The sequence below is a fragment of the Ruegeria sp. HKCCD8929 genome, from assembly GCF_013031405.1.
Classification (GTDB): domain Bacteria; phylum Pseudomonadota; class Alphaproteobacteria; order Rhodobacterales; family Rhodobacteraceae; genus Ruegeria.
In genome coordinates, this window is record NZ_WPZY01000012.1 from 138624 (window position 1) to 151522 (window position 12899).

Below are 12899 nucleotides of genomic sequence, written 5' to 3' on the forward strand. Positions count from 1 at the left end.
ATGCTGATTGAGGGGTAATGAAGTTCGATTTCTGCTTTAGCGGACGCCGAGGCCCATCTGCATCAGCGTCTTGCGCACCGGGGCCAGCGAATAGAGCGCGCTCAGCCCCATCGCACGCGCGTCCCTCAGGGCGCGCGTTTCGACCATCGAGGCGCGGTTCAACAGGTCGATGCCCTTCACCCGCAGCTCGATCTCGGTATGGCGGGCCTTGTGATAGGCCGCCAGCATCCCGGCATCGCCCAGATCCCCGGGCCGGGCCTGCGCCAGATCCAGCAGCGTGCGCAGATCGCCCAGCGACATGTTCAGCCCCTGCGCACCGATGGGCGGCACCACATGGGCCGCCTCGGCCATCAGTGCGATACGCTCGCCCGACAGCCGCTCGGCGGACTGGCTGATGATCGACCAGATGGTCCGGCGCGAGGCCAGTTTCAGCGGGCCAAAGAGGCCGCAGGACCGTTCGGTCATCGCCGCCTCGAACGCCTCGGCCTCCATGTTCAGAAACTCGAGCGCCTTTGGCCCGCGTTCCATCCAGACGATGGCTGACGAAGGCTGACCCTGCCAGTCGGGCAGCGGCACCAGCGTGAACGGACCGCCCGAGCGGTGGATCTCGGTCGAGACATTGTCATGCGCAATCGGATGGGTGACGGCAAAGGCCAGCGCCTTTTGCCCGTAGCGGGTGGTGTGCACACCGATCCCCGCCGCCTCGCGCATGGGCGAGTTGCGGCCATCAGCGGCCACGACCAGCCGGGCCCTGACGCGAGACCCGTCGCTCAACCCCACCCGCGCCTCGGCGGTGCGGGTGAACAGGCTGGTGGTGCCAGTGCCGGGGCGGAAATCGACGTTGGGCAGATCGGCCAGCCGCGCCACCATCTCGCGCCTGAGCAGCCAGTTGGGCAGGTTCCAGCCAAAGGGCTGGTCCGAAATATCGGCGGCGTTGAAATCGCGCACCACACGCGGCTCGGGCACGTCGCCGCCCGCATCCACGATGCGCATGATCTGAAGGGGGGCCGCGTGTTCGGCCAGCCGCGCCCACAGCCCGCACTGTTCCAGCAGCCCGCGCGCGGGTTGCAGAAAGGCGGTGGTGCGCAGGTCCGAGCCTTCGGCGTCGCGCTCGGTCACCGGCGGGGCGGGATCGACGCAGATCACGTCGAACCCGGCGGCTCCGAACGCGGCCGCTGCGGTCAGCCCGGCGATGCCGCCGCCGGAAATCAGGATGTCACAGCTCTGGCTCATGGCCCGCACCTCCGTTTGCGGTGGACCCTAGGCCGGTTCGCAGGCAGGCGCCAAGTGACATCCTGTCCCGTGTCTCAGCCGCGCGAGATCAGGATCAGCAGCAGGAACATCACCGGCAAGGCGGCCAGCGCGGGGATGTAAAGCCCGGGCACCCCGAACAGCAGGATCGAGCAGCCCCACATGGAAAACAGCGCGCCGGCTGCGTAATATCAGGTGTCGGCATCGCCCTCGGCCATCTCGCGGGCCATCCAGCCGAACAGCGGCACGGCAAAGATCAGGCGCTGCCAGAACGGGCGGGGGGCGGGAAAGTCGATCGCGGCCATTGGGGGCTCCTCAGAAATGTCTCGGGTGTGTTGCCCGGCATATAGGAACCAAAAGATGCATCCGGCAGGTGCATTTTGCCGCAGAACGGGGGCCGAGGCAGCAGGTCGCAGGCCGGCCGTTCTGCTCAGGCCAGCCGGGACAGGAACGCAGTCAGATCGTCGGTGTGGTGGTGGATGTGATCGGCGTCATGCGGCTCGGGCGCGACGTGCACGGTGCGCATGCCCATCTGATGCGGGGCGGCCAGATTGCGGGGGTCGTCCTCGAACATGGCGGCCTGGGCGGTGTCGATTCCGTCGCGGGCAAAGATCGCCTCGAAGGCCGCGCGCTCGGGCTTGGGGCGATAGCCCGCATGCTCGACGCCGTAAACCGCATCGAACAACCCACTGAGCCCGCGGGCGGCCAGCACCCGCTCGGCATAGGGCGCGCTGCCATTGGTATAGACGATGCGGCGGCCGGGCAGGGTGCGGATATAGGCGGCAAGCTGTGCATCCGGTTCCATGTGGCTCATGTCGACCTCATGCACCGCGACCAGATAGGGGTCGGGGTCCAGATCGTGTTCGGCCATGAGACCCGCCAGCGTGGTGCCGTAGTCGCGCCAGTATTGCGACCGCAGCCGGTCGGCCTCGGCCCGCTCCACACCCAGCGCCTGCATGACATATTGCGTCATCAGCACCTCGATCTGATCGAACAGGCGCATATGCGGCGGGTAGAGCGTGTTGTCGAGGTCGAACACCCATTGGGTGACGTGGGAAAAGGCGGGTCGTACCATGCCCCGGGTGTAGGGCCCAGCGTCGCAGTTTTCAATGCCCGGCTTGATTGCTGCCCCGCCCGGCGGATAGACAAGCCGGAACAGGGAGAACGCATTCAACATGAGCCAGAGCCGCCAACCCCACACAGACGCCTACAGTCTGATCCTCGAAGCCATCGACATTGGCGTCTACAAGCCCGGTGACCGGCTGGTGGAAAGCGAACTGGCCGAGCGCTTCGGCGTGTCGCGTACCCCGATCCGCGAGGCGTTGCAGCGGCTCGAGACGCAGTCGCTGCTGGAACGCGACGGGCGGTCGCTGATCGTGGCCTCGCTGGATCACAACCAGATGGCCGAGCTGTACGTGGTGCGGCGCGAGCTCGAGGGGCTGGCAGCGCGGCTGGCGGCCCAGCATGCCACCGAGGAGGAGATCAAGGTGCTGCGCGAGATGGTCACCGCCGATGACGCGCTGGTCGACGACCCTTCGGCGCTGTCGCGGGCCAACCGGCGGTTTCACGAGCAGATCCACCTGGCCTCGCACAACCGCTATCTGGTGCAGCAGCTCGATCTGGTGCACCGGACGATGGCGCTGATGGCCACCACGTCGCTGGCGGCGCGTGGCCGGGGCGAGATCGCGCAGAGCGAGCACAAGGGCATTGTCGACGCCATCGAGGCACGCGACGAGGATCGGGCGCAAAAGGCGCTGCGGGAACATATCTCGATCGCCTTCATGACCCGGCTTCAGCAGGACGCGAACAAGCGCGAGCGGTCCTGACGCTTACGCCGGGGCCTGCTCCTCTCCGGCCTGCCCGTGCTGGGTCTTGTCCCAGAAATAGGGCTTCACGGCCAGCTCCCACAGCGCCTTGTAGGCAGCCAGCACGCCCAGCGGGAAGTACAGCATCATCGTCGGCACCCAAGGCATCAGAAAGCGCCGCTGGCGGGACGAGACGGCGGCCAGCCCGACCGTGATGTTCAGCGCCTCGGCAGCCACGAACAGGCCGACGCAGGCGGTCAGGACCTGCGGTGGCAGAACCTCGGCCACCGGATGCGGCAGGCCCAGGACGATCAGCCAGAAGGACCACAGCACCGGCGCCAGCAGGAACTGGCCCAGCGTGCCCAGAAAGAACGCCTGCACGCCCAGAAACCGCCTGAGCCCCAGATCGTGCAACAGCCGCAGCGGCGCGCGCATATGCACCAGATAGGTCACCATGAACCCCTTGAGCCAGCGCGAGCGCTGCTTGACCCAGGGCCAGGCGCGGAAATTGGCCTCTTCGTATGTCACGGTGTCGATCATCTCGGTGCGGTAACCCGCGCGACAGAGGCGGACGCCCAGATCGGCATCCTCGGTCACGTTATGGGCGTCCCAGCCGCCCAGTTCCTCCAGCGCCTCGCGGCGAAAGAACAGGGTTGTGCCGCCCAGCGGAACCACCAGACCCAGCCGGGCGATGCCGGGCAGGATGATGCGGAACCAGCTGCAATATTCGATGGTGAAACACCGCGCCCGCCAGCTGCTGCGCGGGTTGTAATAATCGAGGATGCCCTGTAGGCAGACCACGTCCTCCGGGGCGTGCGCAAACCGCGCGGCCACCTGTTCGACCTGGTCGGCCATCGGCGCATCCTCGGCATCCCAGACCCCGATGATCTCGCCCCGGCAGAAATCCAGCGCATAGTTCATCGCGCGCGGCTTGGTGGTCAGCCCGTTATGGTCGGGCACCTCGATCACCCGCATCCAGTGGGGCAGATCGGCGCGGGCCAGCGCCTCGCGTGTCACCTCGTCCTGTTCCTCAAGCACTAGAATCACATCGAGTAGCGCCTTGGGGTAGGTCAGGCGGCTCAGCCGTCCGATCAGGGCGCTGGCAATCTCACGCTCCTTGTAAAGCGGGACGAGGACCGAAACCTTGGGCAGGCGGGGGGAGGCCTCAAGCGCGGGCTGCCCGCGCGGCGCGGTCAGAGAGGAATGGCTGAGCAGATGCGCAACCGCTCCGGCGGCGCGCAGGGCGACGAACAGGAACAGCGTCGCCACCGCCGCCGTGAACAGGGCGGTCAGGCCCCAGACCGGCACCAGTGCGGCGATGGTCGCCATCAGCAGGACCGCCACGATGCCCGGCAGGCGCGAGGCGATGTGCCAGTCACGGCAGCTCTGGGACGCCTCCACGCGGGTTTCGGCGGCGCGGGCCAGCGGGTCCGCAAAGTGGCGGGCGATGGCGCGGTCGATCTGATCGGCGCTGGCCAGCGCCGGCATCAGCGTCAGCCCGGTCTCAGACATCGCCGCGCGCACCTCTTCGAACCGGTCAGGCCGGGCTGTGGCGATCAGCACGAGCGGGCCCAGACGCATCCATGGGATGACCCCATGGCCAAGCCAGAATTCCACCGGCATCAGATCGCAGAGATCGCCGCCGGGCGGGTGCTCCGCCAGATCGGCGACCTGAATGCCGTTCTGCATCGCCAGCGCCGCCAGCACGTCGCCCGGCTCGGCCCAGCCCTCGGCCACCAGGATCTCGCCGATGGGGGCGTTCAGGCGCAGCTGCATCTGCAGCGCTTGGATCAGCTGTGCCTGTGTGATGATCCCGTTGGCCACCAGATGCCGCCCGAGCGGCAGTTGCGGTCGCACCGACGGGATCGGCCAGGCCGGTGCAAGCAGTTGGAGATTTTGGTCACTCATTCACCGGACCCCGACACGTGAAACCGCGTCAGGGTGGTGCAATCGGAGTTAACGTGCAGTTAACGGGCGCGATCAGGCCGCGTTTTTCCGCGCCGACATGGCCGAGGCGAAACGTTCGAACAGGTAGAAGCTGTCCTGCGGGCCGGGCGAGGCCTCGGGGTGGTACTGCACCGAATAGACGGGGCGGTCGGTCATGCGGATGCCGCAGTTCGACCCGTCAAACAGCGAGCGGTGGGTCTCCATCACCCCTGCGGGCAGAGTCTGGGCATCGACCGCGAAACCGTGGTTCATCGAGGTGATCTCGACCTTGCCGGTTTCCAGATCCTTGACCGGATGGTTGGCGCCGTGATGGCCGTGGTTCATCTTGACCGTCTGACCGCCAAGGGCCAGCGCCAGCATCTGGTGGCCGAGGCAGATGCCGAAAACCGGCAGGTCGGTGTCGTCGAGGATTTCCTTGATCATCGGCACGGCATATTCGCCGGTCGCCGCCGGATCGCCGGGGCCGTTCGACAGGAACACGCCGTCGGGATCATGCGCCAGCACCTCCGCCGCCGTGGCGGTGGCGGGCAGGACCGTCACGTCGCAGCCAGCCGAGGCGAGGCAGCGCAGGATGTTGCGCTTGGCGCCATAGTCGATCGCCACCACCTTGTGCTGCGGGGCCTCCTGCCGGGCATAGCCGTCGGGCCAGGCCCAACGCATCTCGTCCCAGCGGTAGCTCTGTGCGCAGGTGACCTCCTTGGCCAGATCCATGCCTTCGAGCCCGGCAAAGCCACGCGCGGCGGCGATCAGCGCCGCGATGTCGAAATTGCCGTCCGGATCATGGGCCAGCGCCACATGCGGCGCGCCCTGCTGGCGGATCGCGCGGGTCAGGCGGCGGGTGTCGACGCCGCCGATGGCGATGCGGCCACGCTTGGCCAGCCAGTCCTTCAGCTCTTCGCCCGCGCGCCAGTTCGACGCCTCGGTCGGGTCCCATTTGACCACCATCCCCTCGGCCACCGGATCGCCGGTTTCGTCATCGTCGGGGTTCACGCCGACATTGCCGATATGGGGAAAGGTAAAGGTCACGATCTGGCTCGCGTAGGACGGGTCGGTCATGATCTCCTGATAGCCGGTCATGGCGGTGTTGAAGCACAGCTCGGCGACCGTCTGGCCGGTGGCGCCGAAGCCGTGCCCGTAAAACAGCGTCCCATCGGCCAGTGCCAGACATGCGGTGGGCTTGGACGGGGCGTGCGGGGCCATGGCGCGACTCTCCTGCTGGGTAAATCGGCGCATTCGTAAGGGGGTTAGGCCCCTTGGTCAACCCTGTTCAATTTTTTTGGCTATCGTTTGATTTCAATGGGTTAACCGCATGCCCCCCCTGTTGTGTCGGCCTTTTTGTTTCGGTATGGTCAGGTTTCCGGTTCCATGGGGATGGACAGAGCAGATGGATATGCGATCGAGGGTCAACACGGCCCTTAAGCAAGCAATGAAAGACAAGGCGCCTGCGCGTTTGTCGACACTGCGGCTGATCAACGCCGCGATCAAGGACAAGGATATCGCCACACGCGGCTCGAGCAGCGAAGAGGCCAAGGGCTGCGGTGATGCCGAAGTGCTGGAAATCCTTGGCAAAATGACCAAGCAGCGCAAGGAAAGCGCGCGCGCTTATGAGGAGGGCGGGCGGCTGGATCTGGCCGAGAGAGAGCTGCAGGAAATCGCGGTGATCGAGGAGTTCCTGCCCAAGCAGCTGGATGACGACGAGGTGACCGAGGCCATCAACACCGCCATCACCGCCACCGGCGCGGGCTCGATCCGCGATATGGGCAAGGTGATGGGTGAACTGAAGTCGCGCTACACCGGGCAGATGGATTTCGGGAAGGTGGGCCCGATGGTCAAGGACCAGCTCTGCGCGGCCTCGGGCGGCGACTGCTAAGGGCCAGTTTCCCGTCGGATGTCGGAACAGGCGCCCCGGGGACAGCCCTTTGCACTAAATGGTGCAGTTGAACGATCTCTGGGCGCAGGTGCAACGGCGGCTCCGAGCCCATAGCGACAGATGTTGCGCAGTGCACGAACGTCCGGTGTCCAAAATCGGTCTTGAGGCCCGGTAGGGATATAGCTTCCATCAGCTGAGTGCAGAACTGCGAGTACTTGGCACTTGTGCTCACTCATGACAAAAAGGACCTAGAGTGAACCAGAGCGATAATACGAGACACCATATTGCTTCAGAAGCTGGCAACATACGGAGCGCTTTCGGCACCGGTTTTGGTGTTCTTTAGTTACAGACTCAACTTGGAGTATTTTGCGCTCTTCGGGTTACCTTCCTCTTTTGTTAGTTTCACAGAAACACATTTGCTTCTACGCGGTATTGATCATCTACTCCTAGACCTAGAGGTTGCACTGTTTGGTCTGGTAATTGTGCTATGCGTTTTGGGTTATGAATCTAGAGTTATGATTAAATTCGCGGGGAAAACGTTCCCACTGACCCCCGTTTTTCTTGTCACAACATTTGGTTCACTCGCACTCATGAACGGTCGTGTGTCGGAAATCGGCAGAAACTTGTATGTACGTGATGTATTCCAATCAACTACAACGCTAGACGCGTTACTCTGCACGGAAGGAGAAAACAAAGCACTGAAGACAACCCTTCTAGATGCAACTTCCAGAAATCGTCCATTGCTAATTTTAAGGATGAATCAAGATAGAATTGTAGCATTTTTGGCTCCACCGGTCGAACTTGGCACGCCTGGCGTTGAACTACTCTACATGAGGATAGATCGTGAAGACTATGTTAGGACTTCGAAATCAAGTATTTTTGTCACTGGCTATGATGATCCCAATGATAGGCACTGTCCGCGCTGATACTTTGATATTGGGTAACACTTACTACTTTGGAAAAGTTGTCGAATTCAAAGTGGACAGTATAATTTTCGATTTCGATTGCAGCGGAATCACTCGAGAAATACAAATATCTCAGGTGGAGGAGATATCTGTAAACGGCAGGTGCGAAATAAATGATGTGAGAGGCGATATAGGTGGCTTTGGATACTTTCCGTTTGAAACGTTTTGCCCTCAAGTCGAAAGGCGATACCGCGGTAGAAACTTGCCAAAGGCCGCTCACATACTTGACTTAGAAATTCGAGATGTTGGTGTTTCGTACTATTTTCTTGATGATTTTGAGTTTCGAGATGGATCAGTATTTGGACGAGATGGGAGGCGAATATATGAGTTTCGGGATTTGTTGAATCGTGGAGGTGCGTTTAGGATCACCTCGGTTACAAGGGAATATCTGGTGATACATAAGGAAACTTGTGACGCATTTATGCGGGGGACTCCAGCACCTTTGGTTCTCGAGTAGTTTGAGGCAGTAAGTATAGCCGATTTGAGGGCTACAGGGCTGGCCTCGGCTGAGCGTTTTGCGATTTCGTTTTTCAGGTTTTTGGAGGGCACAATATGTCACGCAAAGGCCGTTTCTAGATGCGGAAGGTGAATCGACCTGCCTCTTTTCAGCGTAGCCCTGAACAGATGGTCTTTGCGCCTGATATTTCTGACTGGAGCAGCAACGACTGTTTTTCACTATGCGATTAAAAGCGGTCACTTGCCTTGTTACCGCGAACGGTCGCTTTTGTCCGCACTGCCGTCGTTGACGCCGCATGACCCGCCATGAAGCCCGACCAAATCCGTCAGATGACCAGTGTGAGCCCAAGGTGGCGGTTTGACTAATCGATTTCTATGTCTCAAGTTCCAGTCAGTTCAATTCGAGGGGAAATGGCATTGTCGGACAGGAAATCTGATCAATTGAATGAAAGGATTGATGGATTCGCCGAGAAGTACAAGCTGTGGTTTGTCATCCCGTTAGTGATTTCCGGCCTGATAGCGTTCAAGAACCTGTATGTTGGGTTTGGTTTCCTTTTGTTTTTCGTTTCTATTTGGCTATTTATTTGGGTAGTTGAAAAAATACTGAACGCCTTTAGTAGCTTACTGCCTAAATCGCTAACTCAGGACCAACACAAAGCAATTGGTGAGGCAGGTGCCGCAACACTGTTTTTAGGTGGATTGGCTATCATTGGGATCGTTCTGCGCGGCGACAACTTTGTATCAAATTGGTTGGAGGAAAAGATGCCGGGAGAGATGAGCTTGGGGTTCATCGATCCAGTATTCGCCGCAGTCGCACTTCTGTGCATTTGGGCTTATACAGGATATCGTGTCAGCCGTTGAGTTGAAGCCCTTCTAAGTCCGCTTTGTCCGCACCGTTGCCATTTCGGGTTCCTCACTCATGAGCATTTCTTTGGGATCTGTCCGTCGCCCAAGACCCACTACCTTTTATCTTAGTCATCCTGGCCCTTTCTTACGCCATTTGCTGCAAAGGGCTGGCTCCCTCGGTGTGTTTTTCATTCGAAGACCAGTTCCGACAGGGCAGTATCGGTCCAGCGGCGCCCGGGGTAGGTGCTGTCGATACGCAGCATCACCCAGTGCAGCGGGCCGCCGTCCAGCGCGATCTCCTGCCAGTCCGGCGTATCCGCCAGCGTCACCTGCCGCGAACTGCCATCCGAGGCGATCAGGCTCAGGCCGCGGATGCGGGCATTGTCCAGATAGGCCTTGTCGGATTTGGTATAGCCGTTGCGCAGCAGCAGGCGCGCGGGTTGGGCCGGGGTGTCGAAGGTGATGGCGACATATTCGCCCTCGCCATTGCCGGGACCGCCCTCGACCCAGGCGGTGTTGCCGTTGCGGTCGAACAGATGCGCGGTGCCATAGCTGGACGCCCCCTGCGGCGCCAGCGTGGTGGACGCGCAGACCGAGGCAGGACCGAGCGCCAGTTGCAGCTGGCTACAGATCTCTCCGGCGCGGACCGGGCGGGTGAGGCTGGCCTGAGGGGCGGTCTGAGGGGCGGTCTGTGGTGCGGTCCGGGGCGAGGGGTTCGCCGCACCCGGGTTGCGGCGCGTGTAGCGCTCCCAGCCGCGCTCGACCGCCGCCAGCCGCTGATGGCGCGGCGGATGCGTGACTGATCCTTCGACGCTGAGCGTGGACCAGAGCGACTGCGCCTGCTGCAGGCTGGCCCCCAGCGCGGCGAGGGTGAAACCGGCATATTCATCCGCCTCCAGCTCGGTCGGCGGGCGCGAGCCACGGCCGGTCAGCGTGTGCCCCTGCAGGTGGTGACCGACCTCATGGGCGATGATGCCATAGAGCTGCCAGGTCGCCTGCGGATCGTCCTTGTAGCGTTCGATCCAGACCGGGTTGAAGGCCAGATAGCGCTCCTTTTCGATCACAACGGCGGCGGCATTGCCGACCTCGGTGGTCTCGATCACCTGAAAATTCGGCGCCAGTCCCGAGACGGCGAGGATCTCGTTCACCACCGACCAGACCTCCTGCACCGAAAAGCTGTCGGCGTCGGCAAAGCGCGGCAGCTCGATATTGACGGTCTCGCAGCCGGCGATGGTGCAGGCAACCTGCTCTTCGGCCTTGGCGGCAAGCGCGGCCAGCAAAATGGCGCAGGACAGGATCAGAGATCGCATCGGCAGCGGGTCCGTTCATATGGGTCTTCAAGGGGAACTGTAACCAGGGGAGGCGGTTTCAGGCAAAGAAAAACAAGGTTTTAGCGTTTCGAGAAAAAGTCGAATCGTCAATGCCCTGCCGCACCCGCGGTGCTTTCGAGACATTGGCGATACACGCGTCTCAGAGATTTCTCGAAACGCTTTAGCGAAAGGCTTGAGTCAGCTCGTCATATAGCGCGATGCGCTCGTCCTCGGACAGAAAGGCGCCGATCTCGACCTCGCGTCCGGCACCGGTCAGCGTGACGTAATGGGGCACCGGCCCGCCCTGTTCATGCATCTTCGGATGCGCCCAGTAGCGATTGCAGTCCCATTCCTGGTCCGGCCCGCGCGGGTTGTGGCGCACCAGATGGGCATGATCGTCGGACAGGGTCAGCACTTCGAGCACGCGGCGCTGGCGATAGTTCAGATCGAGCGCCAGCCAGATCCCCGCTACCGCCGTCAGGACAAAGGGCAGAAGCCCCCAGAGCAGCACGGATCCCAGCAGCGCCAGCAGCGGGATGGAGGCGAACAGAAAGACCGTCAGCACCACCGCCGCCGCACCGCGCGGGGGCAGCGAGTTGTGCGGCCAGAGATGCAGTTCCCGTTCCGCCTTGGACGTGCGTTTCCAGTCATAGGGCATATCGTTAATCTATCATGTCCGGCCTGCGGGTCGAGGGAGCCGCCGCCTCAAATCCGGTTACACGACGTGACCGACCCGGACCCAGGAAAACGCGTCCTCAAGCCGGTCGTCCCCCCAGAACACCTCGCCGCGCACGACAAAGCTGGGCGTGCCGAAGATGCCGTGCGATACCGCCTTTTCGGTTTCGGTCGCCAGCGCCTCCACCGCCTCGGGCTCGCGCGCGCGGGCCAGGATCGGCAGCGGGTCCTGTTCGCAGCGGTGCAGCGCCTCGGTCAGGGCTGCCTCGCTGCCGGCCTCGACCCCGTCTTCGAACCAGATGCGGTAGAGCGCCTCGGTAAAGCGCTGGCCCCAGCCTTCGCCCATCCCCATGAGCGCGACCTGATTGGCCAGTGCCAGATCCGAGATCGGATAAGGCGCGGGCAGGCTGGCATGCAGCCCGTACTTGGCCGCGCGCCGCTCGATGTCGCGCCACATATAGGCGCTTTTTTCCGGTTTGCCCGCAAAGGGGATGTTCTGCTGCGCGTTCATCACCGTGCGGACGTTGAAAGGGTGCCAGCACACGGTTGCATCATGTTCCTTGCACCAGTCCGGCAGGCGCAGGATGGTGAGAAAGCTGTAGGTGCTGCCGATGGAATACCAAAAATCAATCTCGGGCATCTGGAGGACTCCGAAAAATCAATATGTGACTTACCCATAGTAGCGGATTTTAGTGAGTCTGGCGATGTGTGCGCGCTCGGTTGTATTTGAGGTGGGGCGGTGGGGCTGTCCCACTTCTTCCCTGCGCCGCACAGGAAATGTCGGCAATGCGGTCCATTGCTGCCGATCATCTACTTGCTTGGAAGTTGACCACATTGAGCCTTCGATGCCATGTTTGGCGCCATGGCAATTGGTCTACTCAAACTCAGCAGCGGTCACTTTTCTTTGGAATTCGAAGAAGAGGATGTTTCAGACGTTGTGGAGGCAATTAGAACTGAGTTCGGCAAAGCCGAACAAAAGCAATTTGTTATGGCGAGAGAAGTGAAGTTTGGTGGCGCCACTTTCGTGTTTCAAAATGAGTGGCAAGACCCATGCCTGGTCTCGTCCAGTCTTCAGGGCGATCAGTGCCTTCGGCAAATTCATGAAAAGCTGAGTAGGCAATAGTGCCGACACATGGACAGAGTGAGTTTGGACAGTTTGGGCTCAGAGCGGTCATCTGACGATTTCGCTCAGACCTTCCCTACGCTGGCGCGCACCCGAGGTCGGCGGAGCGGGACTAAGCTGACGTTGTTGCAGCTGCGCCAATGGCCGCCATGTTTGGCAATTCCGAGCTGCTATTACAACGATACATCCACTTGAAATCTGTTAAGTGGATGAAGCATATTTCCACTCATGGCCATCATTCTAGCTTTCTCTTTTGCAGGGTTCATCTATCTGATTGTTGCCTTACAGGTCAGCCAGGGGTTTCCGCCACTGTACGAGAAATATCGGGGGCCGATAGAAGATCAGATCAAACCCGTTTTACCGTTTGTCTTTGCACTGATTGTAATAATGCTAGCGTCCACAGTGTTCTCGCCCTTATTTTTCCTCTTCGGCGTTGTGTCTGTTTGGTGTGGATTGCGAATTCAAAATCCGTGCGAGTACGAACACTTGGGCCCTTACCATGGCTGTTGAATCCGCTGACGATTAGCGCATTCAATAGATGGCCGATGCTCGCATTTGATACTTGGACACTTGGTATGATTGCTTTGATGGGAATTTGACCTTCCCCCCGATTTTCGGGCCATTGCGAACTGGAATTTTCCACCTTTGAAT

The 12899-nt window shown here is 61.1% G+C and carries 13 protein-coding genes and 1 pseudogene; 5 read left to right on the forward strand and 9 right to left on the reverse strand.

Translation table 11 applies throughout. From position 1 onward, the window contains the following. Positions 1–36: 36 nt before the first annotated feature. The 3 genes and pseudogenes from GOX53_RS18070 to GOX53_RS18080 form a co-directional block, all read right to left on the reverse strand. Positions 37–1233 carry a UbiH/UbiF family hydroxylase gene (locus GOX53_RS18070; protein WP_171178759.1) on the reverse strand — a complete coding sequence of 399 codons (1197 nt, stop codon included), beginning with the start codon at positions 1231–1233 and terminating at the stop codon, positions 37–39. A gap of 74 nt (positions 1234–1307) precedes the next feature. Further along, a pseudogene (locus tag GOX53_RS18075) lies at positions 1308–1556 on the reverse strand (hypothetical protein). Positions 1557–1681: 125 nt separating this feature from the next. After that, positions 1682–2326: a pyrimidine 5'-nucleotidase gene (locus tag GOX53_RS18080; RefSeq protein ID WP_171178788.1), complete on the reverse strand. Its 645-nt coding sequence runs from the start codon at positions 2324–2326 to the stop codon at positions 1682–1684. A gap of 100 nt (positions 2327–2426) precedes the next feature. Here GOX53_RS18080 and GOX53_RS18085 point away from each other — a divergent pair, with 100 nt between their 5' ends. Beyond that, positions 2427–3077 carry a GntR family transcriptional regulator gene (locus tag GOX53_RS18085; protein ID WP_171178760.1) on the forward strand — a complete coding sequence of 217 codons (651 nt, stop codon included), beginning with the start codon at positions 2427–2429 and terminating at the stop codon, positions 3075–3077. Between the two features lie 3 nt (positions 3078–3080). Here the strand turns inward: GOX53_RS18085 and GOX53_RS18090 are convergent, their stop codons facing one another. Together GOX53_RS18090 and carA are read right to left on the reverse strand one after the other, a co-directional pair. Then, positions 3081–4964, reverse strand: a complete 1884-nt coding sequence (locus tag GOX53_RS18090) for a glycosyltransferase family 2 protein (protein ID WP_171178761.1) — start codon at positions 4962–4964, stop codon at positions 3081–3083. 72 nt (positions 4965–5036) lie between these two features. Next, the gene (carA, locus tag GOX53_RS18095) at positions 5037–6203 is read right to left on the reverse strand and encodes a glutamine-hydrolyzing carbamoyl-phosphate synthase small subunit (protein ID WP_171178762.1); all 1167 of its coding nucleotides are present in this window, start codon (positions 6201–6203) and stop codon (positions 5037–5039) included. A gap of 184 nt (positions 6204–6387) precedes the next feature. Here carA and GOX53_RS18100 point away from each other — a divergent pair, with 184 nt between their 5' ends. From GOX53_RS18100 to GOX53_RS18110, 3 genes are all read left to right on the forward strand, one after another. Further along, positions 6388–6873 (forward strand): GatB/YqeY domain-containing protein, encoded by a 486-nt coding sequence (locus GOX53_RS18100; protein ID WP_171178763.1) that lies wholly within the window; start codon positions 6388–6390, stop codon positions 6871–6873. A gap of 284 nt (positions 6874–7157) precedes the next feature. Beyond that, positions 7158–7799 (forward strand): hypothetical protein, encoded by a 642-nt coding sequence (locus GOX53_RS18105; RefSeq protein WP_171178764.1) that lies wholly within the window; start codon positions 7158–7160, stop codon positions 7797–7799. A 906-nt stretch (positions 7800–8705) separates the two neighbouring features. Beyond that, positions 8706–9155 (forward strand): hypothetical protein, encoded by a 450-nt coding sequence (locus GOX53_RS18110; RefSeq protein WP_171178765.1) that lies wholly within the window; start codon positions 8706–8708, stop codon positions 9153–9155. Between the two features lie 173 nt (positions 9156–9328). Here GOX53_RS18110 and GOX53_RS18115 read toward each other — a convergent pair whose 3' ends face one another. From GOX53_RS18115 to GOX53_RS18125, 3 genes are all read right to left on the reverse strand, one after another. Next, on the reverse strand, positions 9329–10450 hold the full coding sequence (locus GOX53_RS18115) for a hypothetical protein (protein ID WP_171178766.1): 1122 nt from the start codon (positions 10448–10450) through the stop codon (positions 9329–9331). 181 nt (positions 10451–10631) lie between these two features. Next, positions 10632–11108 carry a DUF2244 domain-containing protein gene (locus GOX53_RS18120; RefSeq protein WP_171178768.1) on the reverse strand — a complete coding sequence of 159 codons (477 nt, stop codon included), beginning with the start codon at positions 11106–11108 and terminating at the stop codon, positions 10632–10634. A gap of 57 nt (positions 11109–11165) precedes the next feature. Next, complete coding sequence (locus GOX53_RS18125) at positions 11166–11765, reverse strand: 2-hydroxychromene-2-carboxylate isomerase (protein ID WP_171178770.1); 600 nt, start codon at positions 11763–11765, stop codon at positions 11166–11168. A gap of 210 nt (positions 11766–11975) precedes the next feature. On the opposite strand from GOX53_RS18125, the gene GOX53_RS18130 reads away from it, so the two are divergent. Further along, positions 11976–12248: a hypothetical protein gene (locus GOX53_RS18130; RefSeq protein WP_171178771.1), complete on the forward strand. Its 273-nt coding sequence runs from the start codon at positions 11976–11978 to the stop codon at positions 12246–12248. A gap of 346 nt (positions 12249–12594) precedes the next feature. On the opposite strand, the gene GOX53_RS29575 is transcribed toward GOX53_RS18130, so the two are convergent. Further along, on the reverse strand, positions 12595–12899 hold a 305-nt coding region (locus GOX53_RS29575), incomplete at its 5' end, for a hypothetical protein (RefSeq protein WP_217351829.1).